This window comes from Nocardia amamiensis NBRC 102102 (assembly GCF_001612745.1).
Classification (GTDB): domain Bacteria; phylum Actinomycetota; class Actinomycetes; order Mycobacteriales; family Mycobacteriaceae; genus Nocardia; species Nocardia amamiensis.
The window spans coordinates 1-14803 of the sequence record NZ_BDBA01000063.1 but is presented as its reverse complement, the minus strand read 5'-3'; the positions used below and the strand labels follow the sequence as shown (position 1 = coordinate 14803).

The following is a 14803-nucleotide window of genomic DNA, read 5'->3' as shown; positions in this document are numbered from 1 at the left end:
CACTGTGACCACTCCTTCCACCTTGAACGGGAACTTCCCCAATGTCGTCGTAACCAGCCTGGCGGCGACCACGTCGATCGCGGGTGACGTCGATGCGACGTGGAAGGGACTCCTCAACGGCGAGAGCGGCATCGACGTTCTCGAGGATTCCTTCATCGAGGAATACGACCTTCCGGTCCGCATCGGCGGCCACCTGAAGGTCCGGCCCGACACCCTGCTGTCCCGTGTCGAATGCCGGCGCATGGCCTACGTCGAGCAGCTCGCGACCGTGCTCGGTCGCGAGGTGTGGCGGAACGCGGGCAGCCCGGAAGTCGACCCGGAGCGGCTGGGTGTGGCCATCGGCACCGGATTAGGTGGTGGCGACGCCCTCATCGATTCCGTGGACAAGCTGAAGAACGGCGGCTATCGCAAGATTTCGCCGTTGGCTGTGCAGATGGTCATGCCGAACGGCCCTTCGGCCGTTGTCGGCCTCGAACTGAAGGCCAGGGCGGGAGTGGTCACTCCGGTCTCGGCATGCTCGTCCGGCTCCGAGGCCATTGCCAACGCGTGGCGGATGATCGTCATGGGTGACGCCGACATCGTCGTCACCGGCGGCGTCGAAGGCTTCATCGACGCGGTGCCGATCGCGGCGTTCACCATGATGCGCGCCATGAGCACCCGCAACGACGACCCGAAGGGCGCCTCGCGTCCCTTCGACTCCGATCGCGACGGCTTCGTCTTCGGCGAGGCGGGCGCGCTCATGGTCATCGAGACCGAAGAGCACGCGAAGGCGCGTGGCGCCACCATCCACGCGCGCCTGCTCGGCGCGGGCATCACCTCCGACGGCTTCCACCTCGTCGCGCCCGACCCGACGGGCGACGGCGCGGCGCGGGCCATGACCAGGGCGATGCAGTCGGCGGGATTGACCAAGAAGGACATCACGCACATCAACGCGCACGCGACCGCGACGCCGATCGGTGACACCGCCGAGGCGAACGCGATCAACAAGGCCGTCGGCAACCATGCCTCGGTGTACGCGCCCAAGTCGGCACTCGGCCACTCGATCGGCGCCGTCGGCGCTCTGGAGTCCGTGCTGACCGTGATGAGCATCCGGGACGGCATCGTGCCGCCGACGCTGAACCTGGAGAACCAGGACCCGGAGATCGACCTCGACGTGGTGAAGGGCGAAGCCCGCCGCCAGGAGATCGAGTACGCGATCAACAACTCCTTCGGCTTCGGTGGGCACAATGTGGCGCTCGCCTTCGGTCGGGCATAGCCGCGCGACCGACTGCACAACGATTCCCGGCGGGGTCGGCCAGTTGACCTGGTTCGACCCCGCCGTGGTTCTTCATACGCAGCCGCGGCAGCGGCACACACTCCGTTAGTGAGGAGACAACGCGATGACAATCATCGCTCCCGCGTTGCGCCAAGAGACCGCCACCGACCCGCGCGATCCGCTCGGTCGACTGCAGCGCTTCTTCGACCCCGGCACCGTTCTTCCGCTCCATCCGCGGGACAAGTCCGGTGTGCTCGCTGCCATCGGTGAAGTGGACGGTGTTCGCACCGTGGCCTACTGCTCCGACGCCACCGTCATGGGCGGCGCGATGGGTGTGGAGGGCTGCAAGCACATCGTCGACGCCATCGACACCGCCATCGACTCCGGCGTCCCGGTGGTCGGACTCTGGCACTCCGGCGGCGCCCGCCTGGCCGAAGGCGTCGAGGCGCTGCACGCGGTCGGCCAGGTCTTCGAGGCCATGGTTCGCGCGTCCGGGCTGGTTCCGCAGATCTCCGTGGTGCTCGGCTTCGCCGCCGGTGGCGCCGCCTACGGCCCGGCACTCACCGACATCGTGATCATGGCTCCGGAAGGCCGCGTCTTCGTGACCGGTCCGGACGTGGTGCGCAGCGTGACCGGCGAGCAGGTCGACATGGCCACCCTCGGCGGCCCGGAGACGCACGGCAAGAAGTCCGGCGTCACCCACATCGTCGCGGGCGACGAGGCCGACGCGCTGCACCGCGCCCGCCGCCTGGTGTCGATGTTCGCCGAGCAGGGCGAATTCGACCTGGTCGCGGCCGAGCACGGCGACGTCGACCTGAAGGCCATGCTGCCGGAGTCGGCCAAGCGCGCCTACGACGTGAAGCCGATCATCCACGAGCTGCTCGACAACGTCGACGGCGAGTCGACCTTCGAGGAACTGCAGGGTGGGTACGCCCGCAGCATCGTCACCGGCATCGGTCGCCTCGGCGGCCGCACCGTCGGCGTACTGGCGAACAACCCGATCCGGCTCGGCGGCTGCCTGAACTCCGAAAGCGCCGAGAAGGCGGCACGGTTCGTGCGGCTGTGCGACGCGTTCGGCATTCCGCTGGTCGTCGTCACCGACGTGCCTGGCTACCTGCCGGGTGTCGGCCAGGAGTGGGAAGGCGTGGTGCGTCGCGGCGCGAAGCTGCTGCACGCGTTCGCCGAAGCGCGCGTTCCGCGGGTCACGCTGGTCACCCGCAAGATCTACGGTGGCGCCTACATCGCGATGAACGCCCGCTCGCTCGGCGCGACAGCGGTCTACGCGTGGCCGGGCTCCGAGGTGGCTGTGATGGGCGCCAAGGCCGCGGTCGGCATCCTGCACAAGAAGGCCCTCGCGGCCGCGCCGGAGGAAGAGCGCGAAGCACTGCACGAGCGGCTGACCGCGGAACACGAGCGCATCGCAGGCGGCGTGGAGCGCGCCATAGCGATCGGCGTGGTCGACCAGGTCATCGACCCGGCCAAGACCCGCAGCACCATCGCCGCCGCGCTCGCCGCGGCTCCGGCCCGCGCGAGTCACCACAAGAACATCCCCCTCTGAACCAATGCGCCGAAGCGGGCTCCAGGGCACCCTGGGGCCCGCTTCGCGTTGTGGGTCGCCGGGTAGCCGCATAGTGAGATCTCACGAGGGCGAACGCGGCGTGACGCTCGGTAGCATCGGGGAGTGCGCTACGAAGAACTGGCCGATGTGCCGTGCTCGATCACGCGCCCGCTCGTGATCTTCGGTGATCGCTGGACTCTGCTGATCCTCAAGTCCTGCTTCTCCGGCATCCGGCGTTTCAACGCCTTTCAGAGCACACTAGGCATCTCCCGCAGCCGGTTGCAGGATCGCCTGGACCGCTTGATCGATCACGGCATCCTGGTCAAGCAGAAGGCCGCTGCCGGCGCGCACGAGGAGTACCGCCTCACCACCAAAGGCCACGACATCTACCCGATTCTGCTGGCCATCCGCGATTGGGGCGACACCTACATGGCGCCCGAGGGACCTCCGGTGCGCTACCGCCACCACGAGTGCACCGGCGAGGCGCATGTGCGGCTCGAATGCGATTCGTGCAGAAGTGAATTGACCGCACGGGATGTCGACCCGGAGCCCGGGCCCGGTCTGCTCGATGCCACCGGAGCCGAGAACCCTGCGGGCAGCGCGCGCTAGCGCAGACGGCGCGCCGATCGATCTCAGTCGACGAACCAGGTGATGACGTCGTCCGGTTCGGCGCGCGCGGTGCGGAAGCCGTTGACGGGGTGGTCGGCATCGGGGTATCCGAAGGAGATTCCGGCGACCACCCTGCGGTGATCCGGGATGCCGAAGTACTCGCGGATGAAGGGAGAGTACGAGGCCAATGCGGCCTGGGGCGCCGCGCCGAGACCGAGACTCTGCGCGCCGAGCAGGAAGCTGCCGATGTAGAGGCCGCAGTCGACCGCTCCGTAGACGCCGAGATCCGCCTCGCTGGTCACGATCGCCACGTGCGGGGCGTCGAAGAGTTCGAAGTTCCGCACGGCTTGCCGCGTGGTCTTCTCGTGATCGCCTTTGGCGATACCGACACTCTGGTACAGCTGCATCCCGCATTCGCGTCTGCGGTCCCGATACACCCCGGTGTACTGCGCGGGGAAGTCGAAATCCGGTGTGGGCGTCCCGGTCACGACGTGCTCGAGCAGTTCCTTCCGGAATCGGTCGGTCCCGGCGCCGTCGGTGACCACGATCTGCCAGGGCTGGGTGTTGCACCAGGACGGCGTCCGCTGGGCCAGCCGCAGCAAAGCCTGGATGGTCTCCCGTGCCACGGGCTGCGGGTGGAACTGCCTGCAGGTCCACCGCTCGTCGAGCACCCGCGTCAGCGCCGCGAACTCCTCCGTCGTCGCCGTCATATCCCAGCCCTCTCCATGTGGTCCTATTTCGAGACCAAACGCTAGCATCGAACGCTTCACCGGGGAAGGTGGGAGACATGCAGCGCCTCGCGGAGAAGACGGCGGTTTTCCCGCTCACGGGAGGATTTCGGCTGGCGCGACGCGCCCGGCCAGGGACCAGTTGCCCGCGTTGCCGCGATCACCCGGCCCGGACGAGGCACAATCCCGATATGGCGTCCGAAGCCACCGCCGCGCGGGACCGCAAACGGCATGGCAGGCACTACACGCCGCCCGCGCTGGCCAGGTTCCTCGCGCAGCGGCTGCTGCGGCATGTGACGCCGTCGGCATCGGGATTGCTGCGCGTCCTCGATCCGGCCTGCGGCGACGGTGAGCTGCTGTTCGCCCTGCATGCCGAGGCGGCGGTGCGACTGCCTGGCGTCCGGCTGGTGCTGATCGGCTACGACCTCGACGCGGCCGCGCTCGCGGTGGCGCGCGAACGCGCCGGTGCGGCAGGAATTGTCGCGACCTGGCGCGGCGCCGACTTCCTCGCGGTCGAGGCCGAACTCGCGGACGGCTCGTTCGACGCGGTGATCACCAACCCGCCGTACGTGCGCACCCAGCAGCTCGGCGGATCGACCGCGCAACTGCTGAGCAAACGGTTCGGTCTGCGCGGCCGGATCGACCTCACCCATCCGTTCGTCGCGACGCTGCCGCGGTTGCTGACAGTAGGCGGCGCGCTCGGCCTGCTGTGCGCCAACCGCTTTCTGACCACCAAAGCCGGTGCGAACATCCGCCGCCTGTTGCTCACCGAACTGGCGCCCGTCGAGCTGTACGACCTCGGCGACACCAAACTCTTCACCGCCGCTGTGCTGCCCGCGATCACCATCGCGCGGCGCGAGAGCTACCGCGAAGGCTGCCGGTACGTCTCCGCCTACCAGGTAGATGGCGAAATGCCGTGTGAAAAACTGCTTTTCGAAGCGCTTGCCGACGAGCACGGCTCGATTGTCGAGCACAACGGGCGGACGTTCGTCGTCGAAGTCGGCAGGTTGGTCACCGGGCGCGAACCGCCGGTGATGCGCAACGCCGTGCTGGATGCCGGTACCCAGATCGCGGTCGTCGGCAATGGGAAGCGTGCACTCGTCGTGGGACGAAATCCGGGCAGTCCCGGAACGCATGAACCGGAGATCGCGTGGCGCATGTCGCACGACGCGGTCGATTCCTGGCTGACCCGCATCGGCACGGCCACCTGGCGCAGCTTCGGCGACGTGGCGCGCATCCGGGTCGGCATCAAGACGACCGCCGATCGCGTGTTCATCTCCGACCGCTGGGCCGAGGCCGACCCGTGTCCCGAGCCCGAACTGCTGCTCGCGCTGATCACCCACCACGACCTCGTGCCCTGGCGGGCCACGCGCGGACGCGATATCCGCGTGCTGTACCCCTACGATGTGGCGCGCTCCCGCCGCACCCCGATCGATCTCACCGAATTCCCCTGCGCCGCCGCGTATCTGCTGGCCAACAAGGAGACGCTCGCCGGTCGCCGCTACGTCACCGAGAGTGGTCGCGAGTGGTTCGAGATCTGGGTTCCGCAGCGTCCACATCTGTGGCGCGAGCCGAAGCTGGTGTTCCCGGACATCAGCGATCGTCCCCGTTTCGCGCTGGACCGTTCGGGCGCGGTGGTCAACGGCGACTGCTACTGGATCTCGCTGCCCGATCTGGCCCGCGCGCCTGCCGAGGCGATCCGGCTGGCGTATCTGCTGATGGGCGTGGCCAATTCGGCGCTCGGACTGCGGTACTACGACGCGGTCTGCGGCAACCGGCTGTACTCGGGCAGGAGGCGCTGGATCACGCAGTACGTGTCGCGGCTGCCGGTACCCGATCCGGCGGCCGCCAGGTCCGCGGACGTGATCGATCTGGTGTGCGAGTTCGTCGAGGGCCGCGTGCCCGACCAGGCGGCGCAGGCGGAGCTGGACGAGCGGGTCGCCGCCGCGTTCGGCGTCCGGTTACGCGCTGAGCTGGACGCCGACCATCGGCAGCAGGGTGCGGCGGGCGAACTCGCGTGCGGCGTTCTGGTCGGTGGCCGGTATCAGGCCGTCGGGGGTGAGCGCGAGCGACAGCGCCAGCCGGGCCATGATCTCGGCGACCAGGTCGGCGTCGAAATCGTGCGTCCCACCGGTATCCCGTAGCTGGCGCAGCTTGCCTGCCAGATAGTCGCGGCCGACGGCGAGGACCGGCCCGGCATCGGTGGTGAGGCGGGGCAGGATCAGGTCGGGCTCGGTCCGCAGCAGCCTGCGCAGCAGTTCATTGCCCGCGACGGCGGTGATGAACGCGACGAAGATCTCCACCAGCTGGTCCTCGGTGCCGGACACGGTCTGCACCCGCTTGTCGATGCCGGCGACGAAGCGCTGCGCCTCCCGCACGCTCACCGCCTCGACGAGGTCGTTCTTCGACTCGTAGCGCCGGTACAGCGTGGCCGGGCTGATCCCCGCGCGGCGGGCGATCTCGCCCATGCTGGTCCGCTTGATGCCGAAGTCCAGAAACGCCGAGAGTGCGCTTTCCAGCAGCTTTTCGCCGTCGGCGACCGGTTTCTCCAGGATGCGCTGCAGCATGGGCGAGAGGGTGGGCATCGGATCTCCAGTATGTTCGGCGCGGCCAGGCCGTGGCCGGTGGGGCGCGGCATCGCGACGGGTGCGGACGGGACGTTCATTATTTCATTGGGTCGGCCAAGCGTGACCGGGCATTGCCGAACCCCGTGCGGCGGCGAGCGAGAGCCGCCGGTCGGGTCGACGTGCGCACGGGTCGCCTCGGATCAGCAGGTCGCATGTCCAGATTCGACTGACTAGCCTGTGGTTGGCGCTCGGCCGCACCATCGGCTGGCGCGGAAAGGGGTTGGGCCATGGGATATTTCGCGAATCTAGTAGTGGCGGTCACGGGAGCGGGCTCCGGGATCGGCCGGGAGTTGGCGGTAGCGCTGGCCGGTGCGGGAGCGTGGCTGGCGGTGTCGGACAAGTCTGCGGAGGCCGTCGCGGAGACCGGGGCGCTGTGCGCGGCCGCCGGCCGGGAGCCGATGGTGAGCACGGTGGACGTCACCGATCGGCAGGCCGTGCTCGCGCACGCGGAACAAGCCGTCGCTCGCTTCGGGCGGGTCGAGGCGCTGTTCAACAACGCGGGGATCCTGCACGTCGGGAGCGTGGCCGAGTCGCCTTTCGGCGATTTCGAACAGGTGATGGACGTCGATTTCTGGGGTGTGGTCAACGGCACCAAGGCGTTTCTGCCGCATCTGCTGACGGCCGAGCGCGCGCACGTGGTCAATATGTCGTCGGCGCTGGGGTTGGTGGCCGTGGCACGCCACGCGCCCTACAGCGCGGCGAAGTTCGCCGTGCGCGGGTTCACCGATTCGCTGCGCCAGGACATGCGAGCGGCAGGCGGGAGCGTGCGGGTCACCGGCGTGTACCCCGGCGGTGTGCTCACCGGCATCGCGCGGTCGGCGAGCGTCGCGCCAGGTGTCGACGCGGCCGAGCTGGTGCGGCGATTCGAGGGCCGGGTGGCGCGGACCAGTCCGGCCGCGGCGGCACGGACGATCCTGCGCGGTGTCGCGCGCGGCGAGGCGAAGGTGCTGGTCGGATTGGACGCCATTGTTGTGGATCTGGTCACAAGAATCGCTGGGTCGTACCACGAACGGGTGCTGGACATGGTATTCCGTTCCTGACCGCGCGCACGGCATTCGGACAGGGACGGGTATTGGCGGAATGGCAACTGGCCGAACGCATCTCACCATACAGGAGACTATCGACGAAAGGAATGCCGGGGGCGGCGCGGCTCGGGGGAGAGTTGGATGACGACGAAATGGATTCTGGTCGAATGCTTTTCGGGCTTCCCCGGGCGAGTCATCGCGCTGGGGACGGCGCCGAAGTCGTTCGTGCCGCTGACCAATATCCTGCGCAATCCCTTGTCTCGGGACGATGCGGAGTCGGCGCTGCGGCAGGCGTGCGCCACCGGTGCGCCGGTCGCGCGGGTCTCACCGGACGGTCGGCGCATGGTGCGCGCCGAGCCGCTGCTCATCGCGCCGGGGCGCGTACACGGTGTGCGGCTGTGGGTTGGGCCGGTGCGGGAGCCGGTCACGTCTCCGGATCCGATGGGCGCGTGGTATTTCGATCTCACCACCAATCGCTCGGTGCGCAGCATCGATCTGCTGGACCTGTACGGTGTCGCACCGGAGAACCGTGCCGCCGAGCTGGCTATCGCCGGTGCGTTCACCAGGCTGGTCACCAACCGCGACGAGAGCGAAGCGCTGGCCAAGATCGTCAACTCGGCGCCGGGTACCGAGCATCAGGCGGTCTGGACCATCCGTCGCGACGATGACGCGTTGCGTGCCGGGCATTTCGCCTGCCGGATCGTCGAGGAGCGCGACGACTCGGGCGCGCGCCAGGTGCTGATTCGCGGCGTGACCCAGGACATCGGCTCGGCCATGGCGGTCTCCCTCGCGCCGCCGCCGATGATCCTGGAGTACACCCTGCTGGAAGCATCGGCGGAGCCCGGCGAATACCGCGCGATCGTCAATCTGCGCTCGCTGCGGCTGATCCGGTGGATCGGCGCGCCCATGCCCGGCATCGCCTGGGAGGACCTCCCCGGTCAGCCGCCGCCGCAAATCCATCCGGACGATCTGGAGGCGGCGCGGACCATGTCACGCGATCTGGCACGGCATCGCACCGAAGGGACGGTGCGCATCCGGCGACTCGACGGTGGTTGGCAACCGGTGCGGGTGCGGGCCGCGTTGATGGCGCTGGATCAGCACACCACGGCAGGGCTCGCCACGGTCAGCGCGGTATCGTGACCGCGGTGACCGTGGCGTCGAAGTCATTGGCGCGGCAGATCCAGCTCGGCCATTTCCTTCTCGATCGCATTCGCGGCGAAATCCACGCCACGGGAACGCAATTCATGAACCCGGCGCTGGAGTGCCTCGACTCCACCGGGCTGGGCCGCGATGTCGGCGATGCTGATCCTGCCCTTGGGCCGATGCACACCCGACTGCACGTACGACACCGTGATACCTCCTGCCTGCACGCTCGCCCACCCACCGACCCGGGTGGGTTCCCCACTGCGCTACAAGTCGCACGACAACCGTGTCGACAGGAGAGCCCGGGTCGCCGGGCACGCTGGCTGAATGTTATCAGCGATTTCTGCTGGACACTTGATCAATGTGCTCTGTATCACAGCTCATTTGCCGTGCGATGCTGGGCCGTATTTGCTATGTAGACAGTCGCATTCAGGCGAATGCGATCTTGCTCCTCGGGGCCGAGCTCCCTGCGGACCTTGCCCGGCACGCCCGCAACCAGTGAGCCGGGCGGAATGTGCGCACCCTCCGGGATCAGCGCGTTGGCCGCGATCAGGCTGCCCGCCCCGACGGTGGCGCCGTTGAGAATGGTGGCGCCCATGCCGACCAGCACGTCGTCGCCGATGGTACAGCCGTGCAGGATCGCGTTGTGTCCCACTGAGACCCCGGCGCCGACAGTGAGCGGGAAGCCCGGGTCGGCGTGCAGTACACAGCCGTCCTGGATATTGCTGCCGGCGCCGACCTCGATTCCCTCCAGGTCGCCGCGCAGCACCGCGCCGTACCAGACGCTCACCTCGCCCGCGAGCCGCACACGGCCGATCACCGTGGCATTCGGCGCGATCCACGCGCTCTCCTCGATCTCCGGCGCATACTCGCCCAGCTGAATCCGCATGATCACGAACTTAGCGGTCGCAAAGTCCGCCCGCGGACCGGGACAGGTGGGGTGGCCGGAGCGAAGCTTGCCCGGTGGGCGGCCGGGCTGGTGCCGAGGATGCGGTGGAAGTGGTGGCGTAGGCTCACCGCCGTGCCGAAGCCGGTGTCGGTGGCGATGCGCTCCACGGAGTCGGCGGTGGACTCCAGCAGCAGTCGTGCGCGGTCGGTGCGTTGCAGCAGCAGCCACTGCTGCGGACTGCTGCCGGTGCGGTCGCGGAAGCGGCGGGTGAAGGTGCGCCGCGACATGAGCGCCACCCGCGCCCAGCTGTCCAGGTCGATCGGGTCGCTGAGATGCGTTCGCGCCCAGACCATGGCGCGCTCGATCGGATCGTCGTCGGTGGCCTCGGGGACCGCGACCGGAATGTACTGCGCTTGCGAGCCGCTGCGGTGCGGGGCGGTGACCAGCGCTCGGGCGAGTTCGGTTGCCGATTTGCTGCCCAGATCGCAGCGAACCAGGTGCAGGCAGCAGTCGAGGGCGGCGGCGACACCCGCGGAGGTGACGATGTCGCCCAGGTCCGACCAGAGGGTGTCGGCGCGGACGCGGACCGCGGGGAACGCGCGGGCCAGTTCCGCGGCGGCGGCCCAGTGTGTGGTCACCTCGCGTCCGTCGGCCAAGCCGCTGGCGGCCACCGCCCAGGAGCCGAGGCACAGGCCGACGATCCTCGCGCCGCGGGCGTGTGCGGTGTGCAGCGCCGAGCGCAGCTCGGCGGACAGCGGCATGCCGGGCTCCCAGCTCGGAATCACGATCGTCTCGGCGCGGGTGAACGTTTCGAGGCCGTGGCGCACATCGATGTCGAAACCTGCGGGAGTATGCAGCATTCCGGGCTGCTCGGCGCATACGTCCACCTGGTATGGCGCAGGGCCGCCCGCCCCTACCCGTCCGAAAACGAGGGAGGGGACGGACAGGTGGAACGGGCTGATTCCGTCGAAGGCAATGACGGCCACTGTGCGCATGGCCTGATCTTAGCGATAGGCGGCTTACGGGCCACTGTTGGTATACGTTCGTGCTCGACAAGATCAACGGCATGAGCGAGCGCAGCGAGCGAACAATGAACACAGCCGAGCACTCGCTCGTGCCGGAGCCGAGCGTGAGCGAGGGCGCAGGCATGAGCGAGCAGATCTCCATAGCGCAAGACCGATCCGAGCGTCAGGGCGGTGCGGGCGACACCATCGAACGGACCGCGTTCGAAGTCCTGCACGTCGGTGGCCCCACACTGCGGTTTCGCTACGCGGGCAGCACCTGGCTGACCGACCCCACCTTCGACCAGCCGGGCGACTATCCGGGGCGCGTCACATTGCACAAACTGATCGGGCCCGCGGTGTCACCGCAGGAGGTCGGCCCGGTGGACGTCGTGCTCCTATCGCACGATGAACACGCCGACAACCTGGACTTCAGCGGCCGGGAATTCCTGACCACCGTGCCGACCGTGCTGTCCACCCCCGGTGCCGCTACCCGGATCGCCGGTGTGCGCGGACTCGAGAACTGGGAGACCGTCACCGTGCAGGGCGTCCAGGTGACCGGAGTGCCCGCCCTGCACGGCCCCGAGGGATGCGAGCCGATCACCGGAATCGTCACCGGGTTCGTGTTGCGCGCCGACGGGGAGCCGACGGTGTACGTCTCGGGGGACAACGCCTCCGTGCAGGTGGTCGAGCGAATCGTCGAGCGAATCGGCCGCGTCGATATCGCCGTGCTCAACGTCGGCGCCGCGAACATCGGTCTCTTCGGCGACGCCGACGCCACCTTGAACGCGCGCACCGCCCTGCTGGCCGCCGAAGTGCTCGGTGATGCCCTGATCGTGCCGGTCCACGGCGATGGGTGGGCGCACTTCAGTGAAACGCTCGACCACCTGTCCCGCGTGTTCGGCTATGCCGGTCGCGCCGAGCAGCTGCGGATTCCGCCCTTGGGTCGGGTGGCCAGCGTCTGAGTCGAGAGCGGTTGCCTGCCCCAGGTGGGCAACGTGCCGAGAAAGTCGCAGGAAAAACCGGACCGGGTGGTCGCCGTGCGCGATCGGCGCGTCGGTCGTGGCGCGGGCCCGGCCACGGGGCGACGATGGCGGTATGAGGATCGGAGTACCGCGGGAGGTCAAGGAGCAGGAGTTCCGGGTGGCACTGACTCCGGCGGGCGCCGGGGAACTGGCCGGGCACGGACACGAGGTGCTGGTGCAGGCGGGCGCGGGCATCGGCTCGGGTTTCCCCGACGCCGAGTACGCCGCGGCCGGTGCGCGGCTGGTCGCGGACGCCGACGCGGTGTGGTGGGACGCCGAGTTGGTGTTGAAGGTGAAGGAGCCGATCGCGCAGGAGTATCCGCGCATGCGCCGCGGCCAGGTGCTGTTCACCTTCCTGCACCTGGCCGCTTCGCGCGAGTGCACCGACGCCGTTCTCCGCTCGGGGATCACGGCCGTCGCCTATGAGATGGTGCGCGCCCCTGATGGGTCGCTGCCGCTGCTGGCCCCGATGAGCGAGATCGCGGGCAAACTCGGTACGCAAGTCGGCGCCTACCACCTGATGGCCCCGCTCGGCGGCGCCGGACTGCTGCCCGGCGGCGTCCCCGGGGTGCGCCCGGCGGAGGTGGTCGTGCTCGGCGGTGGCGTCGCGGGCTCGAACGCGGCCACGGTCGCCGTCGGGATGGGTGCCCGGGTGAGTGTGCTGGACACCAACTTGCAGCGGTTGCGCGACCTCGATGCCCGCTTCGGCGGCCGGGTCACCACGATCGCGTCGAACGCCGCGGAGATCCAGCGCGCGGTGTTGTCGGCCGACCTGGTGATCGGCGCGGTGCTGGTCCCCGGCGCGCGTGCGCCGAGACTGGTCTCCGACGATCTCGTCGCGGGTATGCGACCCGGCGCGGTGCTGGTGGACATCTCCATCGACCAGGGTGGCTGCTTCGCCTCCTCACGGCCGACGACGCATTCGAATCCCACCTTCCGTGTGGCCGACTCGCTGTTCTATTGCGTCACCAACATGCCCGGCGCGGTGCCGCACACCTCGACGATCGCGCTCACCAACGCCACACTGCCCTACGTTCGCGCGATCGCCGATCTCGGCTGGAAGGACGCGTGCTCGGCGAACCCCGACCTGGCCCACGGTCTCACCGCTGACGCCGGCCGCCTGGCCTCGGCGGAAGTCGCGGCTGCGCACGGCTATTCGCGTCCGCTCGGTGTCGCGGGCTGAGTGGACGCGAGCGCGGCGCACCGGGATCGCGTCTCGGCTGGAAGGACGCGTGCTCCGCGCACCCCGACTTGGCCCATGGTCTCACCGCTGACGCCGGCCGCCTGGCCTCGGTGGAAGTCGCGGCTGCGCACGGGTGTTCGCGTCCGCTCGGTGTCGCGGGCTGAGTGGACGCGAGCGCGGCGCACCGGGATCGGCGCCCACGCGGCTACCCGTGCTCGCCCAAGGGCCGGTCGGGGAAGGGCAGCCCATGAGGTGCGCTCGGCAATCTGCCGCTCTGCTCAGGGCATCCGGGTCGGTTGCTGTTGTTCGAAGTAGCCGCTGGGCACGGGTTTCGCCGACGCTCGGCATCACGCCGACCGTGGGCGAAAGCGACGGTACCGCCATCGACCACAGGTGAGCACGCGGGTCGCGCCGTCGTCTTCCCGCGGGCCGACCCGAGCCGTCGCGGCAAGCGGCTACTCGTGCTCGGTCCGGCCCAGGTACCAGTCGGGCTGATCGGTGGAGGGCAGGTCGTGCAGCTTGTCCGGGTTGCGGACCACATCGATCGCGACGATGCGGCCGTCGTCGACGGTGAAGGAGAAGACGCCGGTGTGCGTGCCGTCGAACACCACCAGGCCGGGCTGGCCGTTGACCAGCACCGCGCGCCCCCAGGCTCCCACGGCGGATGGCGCGTGGTACCAGCCGAGCAGCATCTTGGCCACCAGTTCGGCGCCGTGCACGGGCTGCCGGATGGCGGGCACCTTGCCGCCGCCGTCGGCGGTGAGGCTCACCTTGGCGTCGAGCACGCCGAGCAGAGCGGCGAGATCGCCGGAACGCCAGGCCAGCGCGAAGGCCGACACGACCTTCTTCTGCTCGTCCGGTGACGCGGGGAAGCGCGGGGTGCCGTCCTCGACTCGCTTGCGGGCCCGGGAGGCCAGCTGGCGCACCGCGGCCGGGGTGCGGCCGACCACCTCGGCGACCTCCGGGCCGCTCATGCCGAAGACGTCTTGCAGGACGAACGCGGTGCGCTCGGCCGGAGACAGGGATTCGAGAACGACCAGCAGCGCGGTGGTGACCCGCTCGTCCTGGGTGATCCGGTCGGCGGGGTCGTCCCAGTTGGTGACCTCCGGCTCCGGCAGCCATTCGCCCACGTACTGTTCGCGGCGCACCCGGGCGGAGCCGAGATGGTCGAGCGCGAGCCGCCCGGTCACGGTGGACAGCCAGGCGAGCAGGTTGTCGATCTCGCCCGCGGTGCCCGCCTCGTACTGGCGCTGCAACCGCAACCATGCCTCCTGCACCACGTCGTCGGCGTCGGTGAGGCTGCCGAGCGTGCTGTAGGCGAGCCGGCGCAGATACGGCCGGTGCTCCTCGAACCGTCGGGCCAGCTCGGCCTGGTCGAGGGGCTCAGAGGAAGACTGCTCGGAGGTCACTGCTGTTCGCCGTTCGTCGTTCGGCCCCGCAGGGCGAGTCTATGGATGCGTCAACAGTTCGACGACGCAGGGGCACAGAGTGTGACACGTGGGCGACGGGATGGTGTGCGGGCGGTCGCCGAGGCCACCCGATACTCTCGCCGGGTGCAGAAGGGGACTTCCACCGCAGTCGGGCTGCTGCTCGGATTCGCGCTCGATCGGGTGTTCGGCGATCCCGGGCGGTGGCATCCGGTGGCCGGATTCGGTTCGGCGGCGACCGCTTTGGAGGCGGTGACCTACGCCGACCGGCGTGCGGCGGGACTGGTGCACGAGGCGCTGGCGGTCGGCGCGGTGGTCGGGCTCGGGGCGGCG

The 14803-nt window shown here is 69.2% G+C and carries 14 protein-coding genes and 1 pseudogene; 9 read left to right on the top strand and 6 right to left on the bottom strand.

All coding sequences use genetic code 11. The features are described 5' to 3' along the window. Nucleotides 1-4: 4 nt before the first annotated feature. From NA4_RS14430 to NA4_RS14420, 3 genes are all read left to right on the top strand, one after another. Complete coding sequence (locus NA4_RS14430) at nucleotides 5-1255, top strand: KasA/KasB family beta-ketoacyl-ACP synthase (protein WP_067470054.1); 1251 nt, start codon at nucleotides 5-7, stop codon at nucleotides 1253-1255. Between the two features lie 124 nt (nucleotides 1256-1379). Next, entirely contained in the window at nucleotides 1380-2813 is a 1434-nt protein-coding gene (locus NA4_RS14425) for an acyl-CoA carboxylase subunit beta (protein ID WP_067470052.1), read from the top strand. A gap of 123 nt (nucleotides 2814-2936) precedes the next feature. Next, entirely contained in the window at nucleotides 2937-3422 is a 486-nt protein-coding gene (locus NA4_RS14420) for a winged helix-turn-helix transcriptional regulator (RefSeq protein ID WP_067470051.1), read from the top strand. Nucleotides 3423-3445: 23 nt separating this feature from the next. Here the strand turns inward: NA4_RS14420 and NA4_RS14415 are convergent, their stop codons facing one another. Then, a complete protein-coding gene (locus NA4_RS14415) occupies nucleotides 3446-4132 on the bottom strand; it encodes a nitroreductase (RefSeq protein ID WP_067470049.1) in 687 nt (228 codons plus the stop codon). Nucleotides 4133-4341: 209 nt separating this feature from the next. Between NA4_RS14415 and NA4_RS42580 the strand changes: the two genes are divergently transcribed. Then, a complete protein-coding gene (locus NA4_RS42580) occupies nucleotides 4342-6294 on the top strand; it encodes an Eco57I restriction-modification methylase domain-containing protein (protein WP_084497087.1) in 1953 nt (650 codons plus the stop codon). Here NA4_RS42580 and NA4_RS14405 read toward each other — a convergent pair. Continuing rightward, nucleotides 6217-6618, bottom strand: a pseudogene (locus tag NA4_RS14405) (TetR/AcrR family transcriptional regulator); the annotation flags it as partial. The gene NA4_RS42580 and the pseudogene NA4_RS14405 sit on opposite strands and share 78 nt — an antisense overlap. A gap of 386 nt (nucleotides 6619-7004) precedes the next feature. Here NA4_RS14405 and NA4_RS14400 point away from each other — a divergent pair. Together NA4_RS14400 and NA4_RS14395 are read left to right on the top strand one after the other, a co-directional pair. Beyond that, nucleotides 7005-7817: an SDR family NAD(P)-dependent oxidoreductase gene (locus tag NA4_RS14400; protein WP_067470044.1), complete on the top strand. Its 813-nt coding sequence runs from the start codon at nucleotides 7005-7007 to the stop codon at nucleotides 7815-7817. A 126-nt stretch (nucleotides 7818-7943) separates the two neighbouring features. Beyond that, the gene (locus NA4_RS14395) at nucleotides 7944-8942 is read left to right on the top strand and encodes a GAF domain-containing protein (protein ID WP_067470042.1); all 999 of its coding nucleotides are present in this window, start codon (nucleotides 7944-7946) and stop codon (nucleotides 8940-8942) included. A 23-nt stretch (nucleotides 8943-8965) separates the two neighbouring features. On the opposite strand, the gene NA4_RS14390 is transcribed toward NA4_RS14395, so the two are convergent. The 3 genes from NA4_RS14390 to NA4_RS14380 all read right to left on the bottom strand — a co-directional run bounded on the left by NA4_RS14390 (nucleotide 8966) and on the right by NA4_RS14380 (nucleotide 10829). After that, nucleotides 8966-9151, bottom strand: a complete 186-nt coding sequence (locus NA4_RS14390) for a hypothetical protein (protein ID WP_067470133.1) — start codon at nucleotides 9149-9151, stop codon at nucleotides 8966-8968. A 167-nt stretch (nucleotides 9152-9318) separates the two neighbouring features. Further along, nucleotides 9319-9834, bottom strand: a complete 516-nt coding sequence (locus tag NA4_RS14385; RefSeq protein WP_067470131.1) for a gamma carbonic anhydrase family protein — start codon at nucleotides 9832-9834, stop codon at nucleotides 9319-9321. Between the two features lie 2 nt (nucleotides 9835-9836). After that, on the bottom strand, nucleotides 9837-10829 hold the full coding sequence (locus NA4_RS14380; protein ID WP_067470039.1) for a GlxA family transcriptional regulator: 993 nt from the start codon (nucleotides 10827-10829) through the stop codon (nucleotides 9837-9839). A 50-nt stretch (nucleotides 10830-10879) separates the two neighbouring features. Here NA4_RS14380 and NA4_RS14375 point away from each other — a divergent pair, with 50 nt between their 5' ends. Then, complete coding sequence (locus NA4_RS14375; RefSeq protein WP_245671356.1) at nucleotides 10880-11800, top strand: MBL fold metallo-hydrolase; 921 nt, start codon at nucleotides 10880-10882, stop codon at nucleotides 11798-11800. A 133-nt stretch (nucleotides 11801-11933) separates the two neighbouring features. Further along, nucleotides 11934-13043 carry an alanine dehydrogenase gene (ald, locus tag NA4_RS14370; protein WP_067470036.1) on the top strand — a complete coding sequence of 370 codons (1110 nt, stop codon included), beginning with the start codon at nucleotides 11934-11936 and terminating at the stop codon, nucleotides 13041-13043. Between the two features lie 455 nt (nucleotides 13044-13498). On the opposite strand, the gene sigJ is transcribed toward ald, so the two are convergent. Next, the gene (gene sigJ / locus NA4_RS14365; protein WP_067470033.1) at nucleotides 13499-14452 is read right to left on the bottom strand and encodes an RNA polymerase sigma factor SigJ; all 954 of its coding nucleotides are present in this window, start codon (nucleotides 14450-14452) and stop codon (nucleotides 13499-13501) included. A 144-nt stretch (nucleotides 14453-14596) separates the two neighbouring features. Between sigJ and NA4_RS39110 the strand changes: the two genes are divergently transcribed. After that, nucleotides 14597-14803, top strand: a 207-nt coding sequence (locus NA4_RS39110; RefSeq protein WP_174552944.1) for a cobalamin biosynthesis protein, incomplete at its 3' end; no start/stop codon positions are given.